Genomic DNA, 18,436 nt, shown 5'->3' with positions numbered 1-18,436 from the left:
CCCGAGCTCGGAAGGAAGCTGGCAATGAGCGATCCGAGCGCCACCGGCCACGCGGCCACGGCGCACGACCTCCTCGCGCTCGTCGGCGGCGAGCGCAACGTCACCTCCGTCACCAACTGCATCAGCCGGCTGCGGATCGGCGTCGCCGACCGCGCCCTCGTCCACGAGCAGGAGATCCGCGACCACCCGAAGGTGCTCGGCGTGGTCGAGGACGACACCTTCCAGATCGTGCTGGGGCCCGCCGCGGTCGCCAAGGTCGCCGAGGAGTTCGCCCGGGCCGTGGAGTCCGAGCGCGGCGCGGGTGCCGCGGGCGGAGCGGCCGAGGGCGCGGCGCCCGCCGGTGGCGCCGGTGGCGCCGGCGGCGACGCCGAAGCGCTGGCCGCCAAGGGCGAGGCGATCCGGGCGGCGAACAAGCGGCGCAACGCCACCCCGTTCAAGCTGATGCTGCGGCGCATCGCCAACATCTTCGTGCCGCTGATCCCCGCGCTGATCGCCTGCGGCATCCTGGCCGGCGTCACCGGCGTGTTCGCCAACCTCGGCTGGCTGGGCCCGGTGCTGCCCGCCCTGGACGCGATCGCCAAGGGCTTCATGTCCCTGATCATGGTGTTCGTGGGCATGAACGCCGCCAAGGAGTTCGGCGGCACCCCGGTGCTGGGCGGCGCGGTCGCCGCCATCATCCCCTTCGCCGGAGTGGCCGACGTCCAGGCGTTCGGAGTCGAACTCGAACCCGGGCAGGGCGGCGTGCTGGGCGCCCTGGGCGCGGCGGTGCTGTGCGCCTACGTCGAGCGCTGGACCCGGCGGTGGGTGCCCGACACCCTGGACATCCTCGTCACGCCCACCGTCGCGGTCCTGGTCTCGGGCCTGGTCACGGTATACGGGCTGATGTTCGTGGCAGGAGAGGTCTCCGCGGCCATCGGCGTGGCGGCGAACTGGCTGCTGGGCTACGCGGGGGCGCCGGCCGGACTGATCCTGGGCGGGCTGTTCCTGCCCCTGGTGATGCTGGGGCTGCACCAGGCCCTCATCCCGATCCACACCACCCTGATCGGCGTCGACGGGTTCACCGTGCTGCTTCCGGTGCTGGCTATGGCCGGCGCGGGGCAGGTGGGCGCGGCGCTCGCGCTGTATCTGCGCCTCAAGCACAACGAGGGGATCCGCACCACCATCCGCTCGGCACTGCCCGCCGGCCTGCTCGGGGTGGGGGAGCCGCTGATCTACGGAGTGACGCTGCCGCTGGGCCGCCCCTTCCTGACCGCCTGCGCCGGCGGCGCGGTCGGCGGCGGATTCCTCGGACTGGCCAACCAACTGGGGGTCAGCGCGGGCTCGACGGCGATCGGCCCCTCGGGCTGGGCGCTGTTCCCTCTGGTTCAAGGCAGCCAGGGCATCGGCGCCGCAGTCGCGGTCTACGGCCTCGGGCTGGTGGTCGGCTACGTCGCCGGTTTCCTGCTGACCTACTTCTTCGGCCTGAGCCGCGACGCCGCGGCCGAACTCAACGCGGCCGAGAGCATGGCGCCGGACGACTCCTCCGAGGACGCCCCCGCCGCCGCACCCGGCCCCGAGGGCGATCCGGCGCAGGCCCGCACCGCCTGAGGAGGTACACGGATCGACTCCCGCCCGATCCGGGCCACCGGGCGGGAGCCGATCCGCGCCCGGTGGGCCGGAGCCGGGGCGGGTGGCGGTCGCCGACCTGCGCGGCGGCGTCGTCCTCGTCGCTCTGGGCTGCCATGACCCCGGTCTGCCAAGCCAAGGCGGGGCGCAGGCGGACACGGCGCGCCGCGGGGGCCTTCGCGGCGGGTTCGACGCCGCGGGCGGCGCCGGAGTCTCGACTCTCCGTCGGCACCGCCCGCGGCTCCGGAGATCAGCGAAGGGACCGGCGAACCGCGGCCGCCGCGCTGACCATGTTCTGCAGAGCCGTTTCGACCTCGGCGTAGCCGCGGGTCTTCAAGCCGCAGTCGGGATTGACCCACAGCCGCTCCGAGGGAACCGCCTTCAGCGCGGTCCGCAGGAGGTCGGCGACTTCCTCGGCCCCGGGTACCCGGGGCGAGTGGATGTCGTAGACGCCGGGCCCGACCCCGCGTGCGAAGCCGACCGCGTTGAGGTCGTCGAGCACCTCCATACGGGAGCGCGCCGCCTCGATACTGGTGACATCGGCGTCCAGGGCGACGATCGCGTCGATGACGTCGCCGAACTCGGAATAGCACAGGTGGGTGTGGATCTGGGTCGATGCGGCGACCCCGGAGGTGGCCAGCCGGAACGCTTCCACCGCCCAGTTCAGGTAGTCCCGGTGCTGCGCCGCGCGCAGCGGCAGCAGCTCCCGCAGCGCCGGTTCGTCGACCTGCACCACGCGGATCCCCGCCGCCTCCAGGTCGCGGACCTCGTCCCGGATCGCCAGCGCGACCTGCCGGGCCGTGTCGGCCAGCGGCTGGTCGTCGCGGACGAAGGACCACGCCAGGATGGTCACCGGCCCGGTGAGCATGCCCTTGACCGGCTTCTCGGTCAGCCGCTGGGCGTAGGTCGCCCACTCGGCGGTGATCGCCTCCGGCCGGGCGACGTCACCGAAGAGGATCGGGGGCCGCACGCACCGGGATCCGTACGACTGCACCCATCCCGCCTCGGTGGAGACGAACCCCTCCATGTGCTCGGAGAAGTACTGCACCATGTCGTTGCGCTCGGGCTCGCCGTGGACCAGCACGTCCAGACCCAGCCTCTCCTGCAGCCGGACGACGCGCTCGATCTCATCCCGCATCCGCCGGGTGTAGGCGGCGTGGTCGATGTCGCCCCTGCGCGCCGCGGCACGGGCCTCGCGGACTTCGGCCGTCTGCGGGAACGACCCGATGGTCGTCGTCGGCAGCGGAGGGAGTTCAAGCGACTCCTCCTGCGCCCGGCGGCGGTCCGCGTAGTCGGCGCGGCGCACGTGCTCGGGCCGCAGCGACCCCAGCCGCGCCTGCACACGGTGGTTGCGCACCCTCTCGGCCCCCGTCCGGTCGGCGACCGCCTCGGACGCCCGGGCCAGCTCGTCGGCCACGGCCTCCCTGCCCTCACGCAGTGCGCGGCCCAGGGTGACGACCTCGCCCACCTTCTGCTCGGCGAAGGCCAGCCACGACTTCACCTGCGGATCGATGCCCGCCTCGGCGCCGACGTCGTAGGGCACGTGCAGCAGCGAGCAGGACGTGCTGACAGCCACCTCCCCGGCCGCGCCGAGCAGCGTGGCCGCCGTCGTCAGGGCCCGGTCCAGGTCGGCGCGCCAGACGTTGCGGCCGTCGATCAGCCCGGCGACCAGCGTCTTGCTGTGCAGCCCGTGCAGGGACGCCAGCCGGTCCAGCGCGGATCGGCCGGCGACGAGGTCCACCCCCAGCGCCTCGATGGGGCAGGAGGCGAGCGCCCCGAGCGCCTCGCCGAGGTCGCCGAAGTAGCCGGCCGCCATGAGGCGGGGGCGCTCCTGCACCTTGCCGAGCCTGCGGTAGGCCTTGCGCAGTGCGGCCAGCTCCGGTTCCGAACGGTCCGCGGCGAACGCCGGCTCGTCCAGCTGGACCCACTCCGCACCGGCGTCCTTCAGTTCGGCCAGCAGTTCGGCGTAGGCGTCGAGGACGTCGTCGAGCCGGTCCAGCGGCCGGAAGCCGTCCGGCGCCCCCTCGGCGGGCTTGGACAGCAGCAGGAACGTCACCGGGCCCACCAGCACCGGCCGGGTGGACACGCCCAGCTCCAGCGCCTCCCGGTACTGCTCGACCGGGGTGCGGTCGGCGAGCAGGAACCGCGTGTCCGGCCCGATCTCGGGGACCAGGTAGTGGTAATTGGTGTCGAACCACTTCGTCATCTCCAGGGGAGCCGCGGAGTCCGTCCCGCGCGCCATGGCGAAGTAGGTGTCCAGGGGGCCCAGCCCGAGTGCGCTGAAGCGCGAGGGCACCGCGCCGAACGTGACCGCGGTGTCCAGCACCTGGTCGTAGAACGAGAACGTGTTGCCCGGTACCGAGTCCAGGCCGGCGTCGGCGAGTGTGCGCCAGGTGCCCGTACGGGTGCGGCGCGCCGCCTCACGCAACTCCGCCTCGCTGCTGTCTGAGGCCCAGTAGCTCTCCAGCGCGCGCTTGAGTTCCCGGTTCGGGCCGATCCGGGGATAGCCCAGTACAGTCGATCCGATCGTGCTGGTCAACGCTCTCTCCTCGCGAGCTCGACGACAGGCTCCGAGGTCTGCGGAGGCCTGCGCCGACCAGCGAGCGGCAGTGAGTGCGACGCCACTGCGGGCTGATCGTCCGCCAGGTCCTCCCGCGAGACCTCGGACCGACGCGCACCGGCCGGTGCGCGTGCCGGTGGCAGGTCTTCGGACTCGCGGGCACCTTCCGCCCTTGGGACGGATACTCCTACCGGCCGCCTGCTTCCCAGACTCCTCGGTCCAGTGCTGCCCGGTCCCTGGGGACCGGGGGCGGCGTTCGTTCCCACTCACCGCTGCGGGGCAGTCCCGGATTCGCACCGGGTTCCCTCTTGCCTCGCCCGCCCCGGACCGCTGTTTCAGGCGCGTGCCGCGGGAGAGCGAACCACCAGCACGTCCAGAGTAGTCCTCCGCCGCCCGCCGGCAACACCGCCGGGCCCGCAACGGGACGTGGCGACGGTCACCGGGGGCGCCCGCGAGGCGCCTGAGGCGTCGGCGCTCGCGGGCACCCTGCGGCTGCGGTCCGCGGTACGCGGTCCGCGGTCCGCGGTCCGCGGTACGAGGGGCGCTGTGTGCGTGACCGCTACCTGCCCGGTGCGCCGGCCAGCGCCGCGGCCGCACGGGCCAGTCGCCCGCCCTGGGAGCGGGCGGCCACCAGCACCGCCTTGACGTGGTCGGCGTCTTCGGCCGCAAGCGACTCGGTCTGGCTGACGCCGTAGGGGTTGCCGCCCGCCGCATGGACGGCGTCGTAGTCGACGTAGCCGGGCGCCAGCACCAGCGCACCCCAGTGGTACATCGTCTGGTACATCGAAAGAAGGGTGGACTCCTGGCCGCCGTGGACCTCGTAGGCCCCGGTGAACCCGGTGGCGGGCTTGTCGGCGAGCTCGCCCGCCTGCCAGAGCGACGCGGTCGTGTCCAGGAACTGCCTCAGCTGGGACGCCATGTTGCCGAAGCGGGTCGGCGTGCCGAAGGCGTACCCGTTGGCCCAGGTGAGGTCGTCGTGGCCGGCCTCGGGGACGTGCGCGGTTGCGTCCAGGTGCGCGCGCCAGGCCGGGTTGGAGTCGACGGCCGCATCCGGCGCCAGCTCCGCGGCCCTGCGCAGCCGTACTTCGGCCCCCGCGTCGGCGGCGCCCTCGGCATACGCCTCCGCGATGCGGTGCATGTTGCCGGTGGAGGAGTAGTAGATGACCGCGATCCGGGCGTCGTTGGCGTTCATTGCGATGGTTCCTCTCGTCGTTTCGGTGCGGTCCCACCGTGCTCGCCCGCGCTTACCGGCTGCTGCCCACCGGCTTACGGGCGGCTGCTCCCGCGGCGGTCGGCTAGCGTGGCGCATATGCGATTCGGGGTGCTCGGGCCGCTTGCGGTCTGGGAGGCGGACGGCACCGCCGTCCGGGTGCCCGGAATGAAAGTGCGGGCACTGCTGGCGGATCTGCTCGTGCACGCGGGCCGGCCGGTCTCGGCCGATCGGCTGGTCGCCGACCTGTGGGGCGAGATGCCGCCGGGCAACCCGGCGGGCGCACTGCAGGCCAAGGTCTCCCAGCTGAGGCGGGCCCTGGAGGACGCCGAACCGGGCGGCCGGGCGCTGGTCGAATGGCGTACCCCCGGCTACGTGCTGCGTGTCGACGGCCCGCAGGTGGACGCCGGGCGGCTCGTGCGACTCACCGCACAGGCACGGGACAGCGCCGCCCCCCGGGCCAGAAGCGCCCTGCTGACCGAGGCGCTGGAGCTGTTCCGCGGCCCTGCCTATGCCGACTTCGCCGACCAGGAGTTCGCCCGAGCCGAGATCACCCGCCTGGAGGAGCAGCGGGTGACGGCGCTGGAGGACCTCGCCGAGGCGCGGCTGGAGCTGGGGGAGCACCGGGCGCTGGTCGGCGAACTCGACGCACTGGTGGAGGAGTACCCGCTGCGGGAGCGGCTGCGCGGTGCGCACGTGCGTGCCCTCTACCTGTCCGGTCGCCAGGGCGAAGCCCTCGCGAGCTACGAGCGACTGCGCGTCCTGCTGCGAACGGAGCTGGGTCTGGACCCCGGGCCGGAACTCGCAGGGATCCAGCAGGCGGTCCTGGCGCAGGATCCCGCCCTCCGGCCGGACCCGCCCCCTGAGGCCGCAGCGCGCCTCCGGACCAACCTGCCGGCTCCGCTGCTGGCAGGCGGCGGCCTGGTGGGGCGGAAGGGCGACGCGGCCGAGGTGTGTTCCCGCTTGGCGACCGGCCGGCTCGTGACGCTCGTCGGGCCCGGCGGGGTGGGCAAGACCCGGCTGGCGGTCGAGACGGCGGCCTGGGCGGCCGAGGGCTTTTCGGGCGGCGCCTGGATCGTGGAATTCGCCGCGCGGCACCGGGCCGACACGGTGGAGGCGCTGGCCGGGGCCGTGCTGGCGGCGCTGGGGATCCGCGAGGACGCGGGCCCGGGTACGGCGGTCGGCCGGGAGCACACCGGACCGGTCGAGCGGCTCACGGCGGCGCTGCGGTCCGAACGGCTGCTGCTCATCCTCGACAACTGCGAGCACGTGGTCGATTCGGCCGCCGAGCTGACGCGGGGCCTCTTGGCCACCGCGCCCGGCGTGCACGTCCTGGCCACGGCGCAGGAACCCCTGGGGCTCACCGGCGAGCTGCTGTACCCGGTGCAGCCGCTGGAGCTGCCCGCCCCGGACGCCGGCGTGGAGGACCTGGCGCAGACCCCCGCCGTGCGGCTGTTCGTCGAGCGGGCCGCCGCGGCCGCACCGGGCTTCGCTCTCGACACGGACAACGCCGCGGCCGTGGCGTCGATCTGCCGGCGGCTGGACGGGATCCCGCTGGCACTGGAGCTGGCGGCCGCCCGGGTCCGGGCGCTGGGAGTGTGCGAGCTCGCCGTGCGGCTGGACGACAGGTTCCGGGTGCTCACCTCCGGCAGTCGCGACGCCCCTGCCCGGCAGCGAACCCTGCGGGCAATGATCGACTGGAGCTGGGAGCCGCTTCCCGAGCCCGAGAGGGCCGTGCTGCGCCGACTGGCCGTGCACGCCGACGGCTGCACCCTGGAGGCGGCCGAGGAGGTCTGCGCCGGCGGCGACGTGGCCGCCGCAGACGTTCTCGACCTCCTCTCCCGGCTGGTGGACCGCTCACTGGTCATGGCCGCCGAGAACGCGGTGCCCCGAACCCGCGCGATGTCAGGCGCTCGGCCCGAGGACGCCTCCCGAAGCGGCCCCCGTTACCGGCTCCTGGAGTCCGTCGCCGCCTACTGCCTGGAGCGCGCCGAGGAGGCGGGCGAGACCGGAGCGGTGCGGCGCCGGCACGCCGAGTACTACACCCGCCTCGCCGAACGCGCGCAGCCCTACCTGCGCGGACACGGCCAGCACGCGTGGCTGGAGCGCCTGGACGCCGAGTCCGCCAACCTGCGCGCGGCCCTGGACACCGCCGTGGACCTGGGCGACGCGCCCGTGGCGCTGCGCCTGGTCGACGCGCTGGCCTGGTACCGGATCCTCCGCGGCCGCTACGCGGAGGCCCGCGAATCGCTCCGGGCGGCATTGGATCTGCCCGGTGCGCCGTCGTGGACCACACGGGCCGCTGTGCTGTCCTGGCTGGCCGCGATCGGCTTTCTCACCCGCGGGGACGCCGAGGCCGCGGAGCAGGCCCGGGCCGCGCTGGAGTCCTACGAGCGGCTCGACGCTCCCGAGGGGCGTGCGCACGCCCAGTGGCTGCTGGCTTTCGCCCGTCAGGGCTCCGGTGGCCTGGCGGCCAGCGAGGACCTGGTCGAACAGGCGCTGAGCGCCTTCCGCGGCGGCGGCGACCGGTGGGGCACGGCCGCGGCTCTGAGTACGCGGGCCGAGATCGCGCTGGCGCGGGGCGACCTGGCCGTTGCCCGGTGCGACAGCGACGCCGCGGAGCCGCTGTTCACGGAGCTCGGGGACCGGTGGGGGCAGGTCCAGGCCGCCCGCATCCGCGCCACCCTGGCCGAGATCGCCGGCGACTACGGGGCGGCCGCGCGGGCGCACCGCTGCGTTCTGGGGCTGGCCGAAGAACTGAAGCTGTGGCCGCTGGTGACCGTGCAGACGGCCACGCTCGGCCGGCTGGCTCTGCTGTCGGGTGACTTCGCCGAAGCCGAGGACCTGCACGAGAAGGCGAGGCGGCTGGCAGCCGAGCAGGGCGACGGCTCGGGGGAGGCGTTCGCCGCGACCGGGCTCGCGCTGGGGGCCCGGCGCCAAGGCCGGCTCGACACGGCACAGGCGCACCTGCGCCGGCTGCTCGACTGGAACCGCCGCACCGGCTACCAACCCGGGATCGCGCTGATGCTGGCCGAGTCGGGATTCGTCGCCGAGCAGCGGGGCGACGCCGACACGGCCGCCGCGCTGCACGCCGAAGGCCTGGCCGTGGCACGGGAGACCGGCGATCCCCGGGCGGTGGCGCTCGCCCTGGAGGGAACCGCCGGCGCAGCGGCCCTCACCGGCGGTCACCGCCGCGCTGCCCGGCTGCTGGGAGAGGCCGCCGCTGCCCGGGAGTCGATCGGTGCGCCGCTGCCGAGCGCGGAGCGCGGCGACGTGGACCGCATCTCGGCCGCGTGCCGAAAGGCGATGGGAGACGAGGCGTTCGACACGGCCTTCGCCTACGGCGAGCGGAGCGGGCTGAGCGGCGGGCCCGGCCCCGCCGCCGGCCCGTCCTAGCCGAAAACCTCGATCAGGGCGATGGCGACACCGATGACGAGCACGGCGATCAGGACGATGTAGCAGCCGATGTTGCCGGTCGGCCCCGGATCGCGGGTCGGGCCGTGGTGGATGTCCTGTGCGCCCTTGCCCGGCCGGGACCGGCGCTTCTTGTTCTTGCGTGCAGCCATATTGAGCGTTTCCTCACCGCTTCGTCGGACTGATCGGCTCCGAGGACGAGCCTCTCCCGCGACGGTGCGTCTTCGCCACCCGGCGCCGCAAATGGCCCTCCGCGGTGATCGGGGTCGGAGCGGGGCGCGGGGGAAGCGGGGGCCGCACTCCGCACGCGCCGAACCGCTCACAGCCGACGCGGCCCGTCCGGGGCGCCGCCCCGGACGGGCCGCGGCCGGGTTCTGGCCGCGGCCCGTGGCCCGTCCCCGGCTCCCGGAGCGCGGTGCGGCGGCCTGCACCGCAGCGGCGTGCTTCAGCGCCGAGCGTGGCTTCCCGGCTTTCGGCGGTCAGGCGGTGGCTGCACGGTGATCGTCCGCGACGGAGAGGGCGAGTTCGCGTCGGGCGTCCAGTTCGTCGAGTCGCGCCACAAGGGAGGCCCGCACGTCATGGTAGGTGTCGGTGCCCAGCGGCAACCGCAGCGGCGCCGGTTCCAGGTCGAGGGAGTCGATCATCGCCCGCGCGATCTTCGCCGGGTCGTTGGGCAACGGGAACGCGCCTCCGGCGAGGGCCCGGCGCACGTCGCCGGCGGGGCCGGCGTCGTACTCCGGCATCACCGGTGCCGTGGCCAGTGCACCGCCGAAGCCGGTGGGCGTGGCCCCCGGTTCGACGATCGTCAGTCCGATGCCCAGTGGTGCGATCTCCTGGGCCACCGTCTCGCAGAACCCCTCGATCCCCCATTTCGAGGCGTGGTAATAGGAGAAGTTGGGATACGTCGTCTGGCCGCCTGCCGTGGAGACCTGCAGGATGCGCCCGTGCCGCTGGCTGCGCAGATGGGGGAGTGCGGCGCGGACCACCCGGATCGAGCCGAACAGATTGGTCTCGACGACGCGGCGGATCTGCTCGTCGGTCGCCTCCTCCACCGCGGCGAACACTCCGAATCCCGCGTTGTTGACCACGGCGTCGACCCTGCCGAAGTTCGCGAACGCCTCGTCCACGACGGCGGCGACCTGCCGGGCGTCGTCGACGTCGAGCCGGGCGGTCCAGAGGCGGTCGCCGTGCTCGGCGCGCAGGTCCTCCAGAGCCTCCGGCCTGCGAAGGGTGGCGGCCACCCGGTCCCCACGCTCGAGCGCCTGCTCGGTGACGAGCCGTCCGATGCCCGAGGAGGCGCCGGTGATGAACCATGTCTTGCTCACAGAGCGTCCTTTCGTGTGCTGTCGAAGGAACGCTAGGAATTGGAGTCGACTCGAAGTCAACGGCGTAGGCTGCGGTGCATGGCCGTTGCCGAGAGAACGCTGAGCATCAGCGAGGTGAGCGCACGCACCGGACTGTCCGCGTACACGCTGCGCTTTTATGAGCGGGAGGGGCTGTTCGTCCAGCCGGTTCGGCGCAACAGCGCGGGGCGGCGTGTGTTCACCTCCCAGGAGGTCGAGTGGCTGCGGGTCTGCTCCAAGTTCCGGGATACGGGGATGTCCCTGCCTGATATCCGGCGCTATGTGGAGTTGGTCCGCGAGGGCCCCGGCAACGAAGAGGAGCGGTTCGCCCTCCTGCGCAACCACGAGCAGAAGGTGCGGAGCCGGGTGGAGGAGTTGCAGCAGGCCCACGAGGTGATCGAAGCCAAGGTCGCGCTGTACGCACGGCATCTCGCCGCGGGCTCGGCCGACGGGCTGTGGCGCAACGGACCCGAGTGCACCGTGCCGGAGGACGCCCAGGATCCTCCTGCCTCCGCCTGAACCGCGCCGCTGGACACCCCTGCAGGTGAAGGGCCGCATTCCCGGACCCGGCGGGCCCGGGTCCGGGAATGCGGCGCGTGACGGGTGTGTCCCCTCCGTCGTCGCCGGCTGCGCCGTGCAGACCCGGGACGCGGCACGCGCCCGCATCGTGGCGCCTCCAGCGCCTCCAGCGCCTCCAGCGCCTCCGGTCCCCGGGATACGCCGGTCGGGCCGCTACAGCGTTACGCCGGGGAAGGCCAGGACGCGGGGTTCGGTGAGGTCGGCCATGGCGTCCATGACCCCTTCGCGGCCCACCCCCGATTCCTTGACTCCGCCGTAGGGCAGGTGTTCGGCGCGGAAGCTGGGCACGTCGCCGATGACCACGCCGCCCACGTGCAGCCCGGCGAGTGCGGCGAAGGCGGTGTCGCTGCGGTGGGTGAACACGCCGGTCTGCAGCCCGAATCGGGAGTCGTTGACCCGGTCGAAGGCTTCTGCGGTCCCCTGGACCTCGTCGATGGTCAGGACCGGGCCGAAGGCCTCCTCGCAGGCCAGTTTCGCGGTGGGCGGCACGCCGGTGAGCACGGTGGGGGCGTATTGGGCGCCGGTGCGGTGGCCGCCGGTGCGGATGCGCGCGCCGGTGTCGGCGGCTTCGGCCACCCAGCGTTCCACGCGGCGGGCGGCGTCCTCGTCGATGAGGGGCCCGACCTGGGTGCGCTCCTCGCGCGGGTCTCCGGTGGCCAGTGCGGCGACCTGCTCCACGATCCGCTCGGTGAGGTCGGCGGCGATCGTGCGGTGGGCGAAGACGCGCTGGACCGCGATGCAGGACTGGCCGGCTTGGTAGGTGGCGAAGACCGCGATGCGCTCGGCGGCCCAGGCCAGGTCGGCGGGGCTGGACCAGTCGTCGCAGACCACCGCTGCGGCGTTGCCGCCCAGTTCCAGGGTGACGTGCTTGTGCGGGACGGCTTCGCGGATGGATCGGCCGACGGGCCCGGACCCGGTGAAGGACACGACGGGCAGGCGCGCATCGGCGACCAGTGCGGGCATGCGGTCGTTGGGCACGGGCAGGATCGACCAGGAGCCGGGGGGCAGGGCGGTTTCGGCGAGCAGGTCGCCCAGCAGCAGCGCGCTCAGGGGCGTGGCGGGGGCGGGCTTGACGATGATGGGGGCGCCCACGGCCAGGGCGGGTGCGACCTTGTGGGCCACGAGGTTGAGGGGGAAATTGAAGGGGGTGATGCCCAGGACGGGCCCGCGGGGATGGCGGGCGACGAAGGCGGTTCCTCCGGGGGACTGGGGGTCGGTGTCCAGGCGGTGCCATTGCCCTGCGAAGCGGCGGGTTTCCTCGGCGGCCCAGTGGAACACCGCGGCGGCGCGGCCGGCCTCGGCTCGGGCCCAGCGCAGCGGTTTCCCGTTCTCGGCGGTGATCAGTTCGGCGATCTCGTCGCTGCGCTCGGTGATGCGTCGGGCGACGTGGTCCAGGGCGCGGGAGCGGTGTGCTGCGCTGGTGCGGGCGAGGGGTTCGGCGGCGGCGGTTGCGGCCGCGACGGCGTCGGCCACGTCGGCCTCCGCGGCGACGGCGGCGCGGGCTACGGGGGTGTTGTCGTAGGGGTGGGTGATGGGTGTGGATTGCGCGCTGTCGCGCCGGGTGCCCGCGACCCAGAAAGGAACCGGTGTCCTCGATCCGTCCTGCCTCGGTGCGGAACGGCTCGTAGGTGTCGGGGAAGGGCTGGTCACGGGGAAGAACCTCCGGAGATCAAGGGCGGGGCAGAAGCGGTGGTCCAGGGCCGGACGCGGTGTACGCGGCCCCGGTGGTGCGTGGTGGGGGAGGGCGCCGCGGCCGCCGGTCGGGCCGTCGGCCGGGATGATTCCGCGGTCGCAGGTCGGAGGCCGCCCCTCCCGGAGGACAGCACGAAACGCCGGTTGCGCGGGCGGGACGAACCGGCGGCGGCCGTCGGCCGTGCGCCGCCGGCGCGCAGGGGGGTCAGGCGGCCCTACCGCCCGGGAACCGCCTCCCGGTCGCGGGACGACCAGATGAGTTGGACGAGTTCCGCCCGGTTGTGCACATTGGTCTTGGCGAAGATCCGTTTAAGGTGCTGTTTCACGGTGTTCTCACTGACGAATGCTTTCTGGGCGATCTCCTTGGTGGTGTGCCCCTGGCTCACGAGCGTGGCTATCTCCTGCTCCCGAGGGGAAAGCACGCCCCATACCGGAAGTTCTGAGGACTGCTCGTCGGCGCATTCGTACAGCAGGCTGACGATCGACTCCTTTCCGTGTTTACGGTAGGACCGAACGATGATCTTCCGTCCCGAGGCGCCGTCGCGCACACTTGTCGTTCCGGTCTGCCGGCCGTCCTCGGCGAATTCCGAAACGACACTGTCGACGAGGTCTTCGAGGGTCGCGGACCGGGAATTTCCCGCTGCCCGGTCCAGGCATCCCATGACGCGTTTCGCGTTCCGGTTGGAGAACAGCCTTTTCCCGTTGAGGTCGCTGACGACGACGCCGTGCGGGAAATGGTCGAGCACTCCCTGGACCAGAGTGGCCTGATCCCCCAGTGCGTCCAGCCTCCGGGCGCGTTCGATCGCCAGACTGAGGTGTTCGCTGATCAGTCGCGCCAGGCTCAAGTCCTCTTCGTGGAAAGGCCGCCCATCGGTCGCGCGGGCGAAGTTGACGGTGCCGACCACACTTCCCGATTCGATGATGGGTGCTTCCATGGAGTAGGCGAGCCCCTCGCTGAGCAGCACCGACTTCGCGGCGGAGGAGTGCCATCGCGACGGGCTCAGCATCATATGGGAGTCGGCGGGAAGGCCGTATTCGAGAACCGCCTCCAGCACGGGGTCGTCGCGGCGCCCCTGCTCCTCATACGTGTGCATGAAGAAGTCGCTGAGGGTCGAGGCCCGCTCCAGGACCGGATTCATGTCGTCGGTGAAACGGTAGAAACCGATGCCGTCGGCAGGCAGTACTTCGGCTACGGTCCCGAAGTAGACGTCCCGGACCTCATCGACCGTCTGCGTCTGATTGAGTTCGCGGGCGAATTTAAAGAAACCGTTGTTCGCGAGGTCGACTTTCGCACCCACCGAACCACCCCCAATTTGCCGACCGCTAGGATCTCCTGGCCAGATGGTAACCCGGCCCGGAGCAGTGAACGCTAACGTTTCGAAAACGAATGTTAACTGCACATTACTCTTGTCCGGTTACGCACAGCGCATGCCGGACCGGGGAATAACCCTGCTTCTCCGAAGGTGCAGGGGATCGCGGGCGGGAGGCTCCCGCCCGCGATCGGCGACATCGGGCGCCGCCGCCGTTAATCGGGTACTCAGATTCTGTGCAGCATCCAGTCGGCCAGCCTTGCGGCGGCCACCGCCAGGTAGTCGTAGTTGCAGTGCAGCGAGCCCGCTCCGCCGTAATAGTCGACGGTCACGTCCTCGACACTCAGCGCCGCCTCGAAACGGCGCGCCCCCTCGATGTCCATGATGATGTCGTTCTCGCCGTGCATGACATACACGGGGATGTCGAGCTTCTCGGCGACGCCGTCGAGGGTGAACCGGGCGAGCTTCTCGCGGGCGTCGGCGTCGTCCTTCGAACCCGACAGCCACTGGAGCTGCTGCTGCAGCGGCGGGTAGTACTCGTAGAAGTCCGTCAGGATGCTCCACGTGCCGCACCACGCCGCCACGGCCTTGACCCGCGGCTCGAAGGCCGCCGCGCGCGGCGCGTAGTACCCGCCGAAACTGACTCCGGCCAGGCCGAGCCGGTCCATGTCGACGTCGTCGCGCTGCGCCAGGAAGTCGAGGACGGCCTTCACCGGGACCTCGTAGTCATGGCGGCTGTACATCTGCTTGAAGCGCAGGGAACTGCCGCGACCGGGCGTGTCGACCATGACGACGTTCATTCCGCGGGCCGGGAACTCGGTGCCGCCCAGGAAGTACAGCTCCTCGGCCCAGGAGTCGGCGCCGCCGAGCATGAGCACCGTGGGACGCTTCTGGCCCGAGGCGTCGGGGCGGACGACGTAACCGTCCATCGTCTGGCCCTCGAAGGGGACGCTGATCCGCTCGATGAGCCCGCCGGTGAGCTCCGCCGCCTTCTGGAAGTTCCGCGTTCCCTCGGTGTAGGCCTCGTTCCGGCGCGGGTCCGTGGGGGGAAGGAAGAACTCGGAGTGCCGCCAGTAGCTCATCGACCGGAACAGGGCGCGGCGGCCCGTCGTGACGTTGCCCGCTTCCAGGGCGGCGTGGCCGGCCTCCGCGGTCTCCTTGGCGGTCCGGCTCCACTCGCGCTGCCACACCTCGGGGTCGGTGGTCCGGGCACCGATGCGGGCGGCGGTGCGCGCGCACTCGAACAGGTCGGAGCCCCCGACCGCGACCTGGGCGAGCAGGCGCATCGTCTGCAGCGACCAGTCCTCGTGCTGGGGGAACAACTCGATGACGGACAGGGCGTCGCCCTGGAGCGTGGTCTCGGTTTCGGTCACGTCTACTCCTTGTGGTCGTTGGCGAAGAGTGTTCTGGGAAGGTGAGTGGGGCCTCAGCCGCCGATGGCCGAGGGGGTCTCCGTGACGTCGCCCCAGCGGACCTGGTCGCGGATCGCGGTGCGGTAGCGGACGAGTTCTCTGGGCGCGTTGACGCACACCGCGCCCCGTATCCGGTCGTCACGTCCGTACAGCGCCACGAGCCTGTCGTCGCCGGACTCCTTGACGACGACTTCGCTCGCCGCGGACGCGCGTCCCACGAAGCGCATACGGGCGTCGTACTGGTCGGTCCAGAAGTAGGGGACCGCGCTGAACGCCTCCCCGTGGCCCAGCAGGGTGTGCGCGGCGCGTCTGCCCTGCTCGACGGCGTTCGTCCAGTGCTCGACGCGGATCTCCTCGTCGAACAGCGGGTTGTACCAGCGCGCGACGTCCCCGGCCGCCGCCACGCCTGGCACGGAGGTCGACAGGTCGGAGCGGCAGACCACCCCGTCGGTCGTCTGGACGCCGCTTCCGTCGAGCCATTCGGTGACCGGGCTCGCCCCGATCCCGGCGACGACGACGTCGGCGTTGAAGACGCGCCCGTTGCTCAGGGTCAGCACAGCGCCCTCGCCCAGGCGCTCGATCGCCTCCACAGTGCACGTGCAGACGATCTCGACCCCGTTGCGTGCGTGCAGCGCGCGGAACCAGGCGCCGACCTCGTCGCCCAGCGCACGGCCCAGCGGAACCCGCCCGACCTCGACGATCGTCACGTCCAGACCCAACTGCCGGGCGGTCGCGGCGATCTCCAGCCCGATGAACCCGGCGCCGATGAGAACGAGGTGCTGGCCGGGGCGCAGGCGCTCGCGAAGCCGCAGACTGTCCTCGATCGACCGCAGGATCTGCACGGGCGGGGCGTTCTCCGTACTGGACAGGCGCCGCGCCCGCGAACCCGTGGCGATGACGAGGCCGTCGTAGGCCACGGTCGTGCCGTCGTCGAGCAGGACCGTGCGCCGCGCGGTGTCGAGCCGAACGGCGGCGTTGCCGAGTCGGGTCGTAACGGCGTTGTCCTCGTACCACTCGGGCGCGCGAAGGCTCAGCCTCTCCATCGGCATGCCGTTGAGCAGCGCTTCCTTGGACAGGGGCGGCCTGTCGTAGGGCAGTTCGTTCTCCGCCGAGATGAGCGTGACGTCGCCGTCGAAGCCGTGCTCCCGCAGCGCCTCAGCGGCGTGGACCCCGGCCAGCGACCCGCCGACGACGGCGATTCGCCGCACGTCAGGAACTCTCGAGGGAGATCGCGCGTGCGGGGCATCCGCGTACCGCCGCTTCGGCCTCGGCACGACGGTCCTCCGCGGGGGTCTCGTCCAGCAGCACGGCCTTGTCGGTTCGATCGTCAAGGTCGAACAGTCCGGGGCTCTCGATCAGGCAGTTCGCGTACCCCTGGCACGCGTCCAGGTCGAGGACCAGCTTCATTCCCATGTCCTGTCACCTCCGTGACGTCCTTCGAGACTCAGTGAGCGCTCGACTCCAGGTGGGGGATCGGCGGCTCGGCGTGTGCGCTGCGTGCGGAAGCGGGTGTGTTCCGGCTTTTCAAGGCGCGAACGCGGCCCGCGGTGACGACCGCGGAGATTCCGGGGATGTCGCCGACGGCGAGCGCCGCGCGCGCGCTCTCACGGGTCGATCCCCACGGCGCGTCCATGACCACGAGATCGCCCGCTCGGCCCGGCGTGACCAGGCCGGCCGGAAGGCTCCACGTCCGGGCGTTGTTGCCCGAGGCGGCCGCCCACACCAGCGCGGGATCGAGTCCGGTCAGCGACGCGAGTTCGGCGACGGTCTTGATCACTCCCAGGGGCATGACTCCGGTGCCGGTGGGCGTGTCCGAGCCGATGACGATCCGGTGCAGGGCGCCCTGCCGCACCGCACGCTCGAGGATGCGCACGGACGAGCTGAGGTTGCCGGCCTGGACCAGTTGGAGCGCCATCCCGGTCTCGTCCATGATCGTGTCGACCCCGGCGGGATCCAGCGACGTCGGGCCGCCGTTGATGTGGCCGCAGACGTCCGGTGCCAGCGCCAGCAGGTGCTCGGGTGTGATCGGTTTGCTGCCCGGGATGCTCGCTCCGCCGGAGTGGCACATCACCGTGATGCCGTGCTGCTGGGCCCACCTGACCTGGTCGACCCCCTCGGCGGGGTCGGTGTAGCGCCCGAAGCCGAACTTCGCCAGGACGACACCGGCCTCCTGGAGATCGGCGAAGTCGCGCTCTCGGAGCGTCGGCTCCAGCACCACGGAACCGGCGTGGACGGTCATCCCGCCGGGATGGAAGTTCTCGAAACACGAACGGGCGGCGATGGCCAGCGACTTCACCCCGACCGCGGTGCTGGGCCGGCCCGGAGCGTGGATCTCTCCGGGGCTCACGACGCTGGTGATCCCGCCGTGGACGTAGCTGGCGAGGAAGTCGACGGTCTTCTGCCTCGGCGTGTAGTCGCCGAGCACCACGTGGCAGTGGGAGTCGACGAGTCCCGGCGCGACGGTCGAGCCCCGGGCGTCCACGACGGTGTCGGCGCCGGCGATCGCGGCCCTCAGCTCCTGAGCGTCGCCGACGTCGCTGATCGTGCCGTCGGTGACGATGACGGTGTCCGCGCCCTCGACGACGGGCGCTTCGATGTCGCCCGAGAAGACCGTGCCGGCCCCGGTGACGGCGAGCGTGTTCACTGCTTTCCGCCCTTCTCGCGGGCCTCGGCGACGCTTCTGCCGCCGACCCGCGCGTTGAGTCGGCCGCGGTTGGTCACCACGCCGATGACGACGAGCTCCTCAGGGCGGGGCGCGTCGGGAACGCGGATCGTCACGCCGTCGTAGTGGCTGCGCACCCAGATGTCGTCCTTGTAGGCGGTGGGCACGTCGATGACCTCGCCGGCGACCGCGGGCTTGGTCATGGACGTGATCCAGGCCTTCCCGCCTCCGACGGCCGCACGGAAGGCGTCGCCGAAGACCGCGGTCAGAGCGGCGTTGACGTGCTCCTGCTCGCCGTCCGAGCCCACGAGGCCGCCCTTGCCGTAGCTCTCCACCGGCTGCCCGAGGAGGCGGACGGCCTCAAGCCCCAGGGAGCGTCCCAGTTCGTCGGAGGCGTCGATGATTCCGGAAAGGTCGTCGACGTAGCCCCGCCCCGCGTAGGGGTTGCGGACGACCGCGCAGACGGCGACCTTGCGCAGTTCCTCCCCGTCCGATCTGCCTGCCGACGAGCGGATCGTCTCGGCCTGTGCGAAGGTCTTGCGGACCTCAAGCGGCGAGTCGGCCACGGGCCCTCCTCCTTCTCCATGGTGTTCGCCGGGTTCGTCAGGACCGGCTCCTGCGATTGGTGGCGACGCTACGGCGGCTTCGG

14 protein-coding genes and 1 riboswitch are annotated in these 18,436 nt (G+C 72.1%); of the genes, 3 read left to right on the top strand and 11 right to left on the bottom strand.

The genetic code is table 11. From position 1 onward, the window contains the following. Positions 1–24: 24 nt before the first annotated feature. On the top strand, positions 25–1,587 hold the full coding sequence (locus tag LP52_RS09490; RefSeq protein WP_040272541.1) for a PTS transporter subunit EIIC: 1,563 nt from the start codon (positions 25–27) through the stop codon (positions 1,585–1,587). Between the two features lie 268 nt (positions 1,588–1,855). On the opposite strand, the gene metE is transcribed toward LP52_RS09490, so the two are convergent. Continuing rightward, positions 1,856–4,144 (bottom strand): 5-methyltetrahydropteroyltriglutamate--homocysteine S-methyltransferase, encoded by a 2,289-nt coding sequence (metE, locus tag LP52_RS09485; protein WP_040272540.1) that lies wholly within the window; start codon positions 4,142–4,144, stop codon positions 1,856–1,858. Positions 4,145–4,286: 142 nt separating this feature from the next. Then, positions 4,287–4,546: riboswitch (cobalamin riboswitch) on the bottom strand. Positions 4,547–4,724: 178 nt separating this feature from the next. Further along, entirely contained in the window at positions 4,725–5,357 is a 633-nt protein-coding gene (gene wrbA, locus LP52_RS09480; protein WP_040272539.1) for an NAD(P)H:quinone oxidoreductase, read from the bottom strand. Positions 5,358–5,474: 117 nt separating this feature from the next. Between wrbA and LP52_RS09475 the strand changes: the two genes are divergently transcribed. Further along, the gene (locus LP52_RS09475; protein WP_052809651.1) at positions 5,475–8,771 is read left to right on the top strand and encodes a BTAD domain-containing putative transcriptional regulator; all 3,297 of its coding nucleotides are present in this window, start codon (positions 5,475–5,477) and stop codon (positions 8,769–8,771) included. Here LP52_RS09475 and LP52_RS27675 read toward each other — a convergent pair. Both LP52_RS27675 and LP52_RS09470 read right to left on the bottom strand, forming a co-directional pair. Further along, complete coding sequence (locus tag LP52_RS27675) at positions 8,768–8,941, bottom strand: hypothetical protein (RefSeq protein WP_169775358.1); 174 nt, start codon at positions 8,939–8,941, stop codon at positions 8,768–8,770. The genes LP52_RS09475 and LP52_RS27675 overlap by 4 nt on opposite strands. Positions 8,942–9,268: 327 nt before the next feature. After that, entirely contained in the window at positions 9,269–10,114 is an 846-nt protein-coding gene (locus LP52_RS09470) for an SDR family oxidoreductase (RefSeq protein ID WP_040272538.1), read from the bottom strand. Between the two features lie 78 nt (positions 10,115–10,192). Between LP52_RS09470 and LP52_RS09465 the strand changes: the two genes are divergently transcribed. Continuing rightward, positions 10,193–10,651, top strand: a complete 459-nt coding sequence (locus LP52_RS09465) for a MerR family transcriptional regulator (protein ID WP_040272537.1) — start codon at positions 10,193–10,195, stop codon at positions 10,649–10,651. A 213-nt stretch (positions 10,652–10,864) separates the two neighbouring features. Here LP52_RS09465 and LP52_RS09460 read toward each other — a convergent pair whose 3' ends face one another. From LP52_RS09460 to LP52_RS09430, 7 genes are all read right to left on the bottom strand, one after another. Continuing rightward, complete coding sequence (locus LP52_RS09460; protein ID WP_202966084.1) at positions 10,865–12,361, bottom strand: aldehyde dehydrogenase family protein; 1,497 nt, start codon at positions 12,359–12,361, stop codon at positions 10,865–10,867. 257 nt (positions 12,362–12,618) lie between these two features. After that, entirely contained in the window at positions 12,619–13,701 is a 1,083-nt protein-coding gene (locus LP52_RS25730; protein ID WP_052809650.1) for a LuxR C-terminal-related transcriptional regulator, read from the bottom strand. Between the two features lie 239 nt (positions 13,702–13,940). Further along, on the bottom strand, positions 13,941–15,086 hold the full coding sequence (locus tag LP52_RS09450; RefSeq protein WP_040272535.1) for an alpha/beta hydrolase family protein: 1,146 nt from the start codon (positions 15,084–15,086) through the stop codon (positions 13,941–13,943). A 53-nt stretch (positions 15,087–15,139) separates the two neighbouring features. Then, positions 15,140–16,333 (bottom strand): NAD(P)/FAD-dependent oxidoreductase, encoded by a 1,194-nt coding sequence (locus LP52_RS09445; protein ID WP_040272533.1) that lies wholly within the window; start codon positions 16,331–16,333, stop codon positions 15,140–15,142. A gap of 1 nt (position 16,334) precedes the next feature. After that, the gene (locus LP52_RS09440) at positions 16,335–16,538 is read right to left on the bottom strand and encodes a ferredoxin (protein WP_202966083.1); all 204 of its coding nucleotides are present in this window, start codon (positions 16,536–16,538) and stop codon (positions 16,335–16,337) included. A gap of 31 nt (positions 16,539–16,569) precedes the next feature. After that, a complete protein-coding gene (locus tag LP52_RS09435; RefSeq protein ID WP_040272529.1) occupies positions 16,570–17,769 on the bottom strand; it encodes an amidohydrolase family protein in 1,200 nt (399 codons plus the stop codon). Then, positions 17,766–18,353, bottom strand: a complete 588-nt coding sequence (locus LP52_RS09430; RefSeq protein ID WP_040272526.1) for an amino acid synthesis family protein — start codon at positions 18,351–18,353, stop codon at positions 17,766–17,768. The genes LP52_RS09435 and LP52_RS09430 overlap by 4 nt, the downstream gene beginning before the upstream one ends. Positions 18,354–18,436: the final 83 nt, after the last annotated feature.

This window comes from Streptomonospora alba, assembly GCF_000826685.1.
In the GTDB taxonomy this organism is placed as follows: Bacteria; Actinomycetota; Actinomycetes; order Streptosporangiales; family Streptosporangiaceae; genus Streptomonospora; species Streptomonospora alba.
The sequence above is the reverse complement of the archived record's forward strand: the minus strand, read 5'-3'. Positions and strand labels throughout refer to the sequence as shown.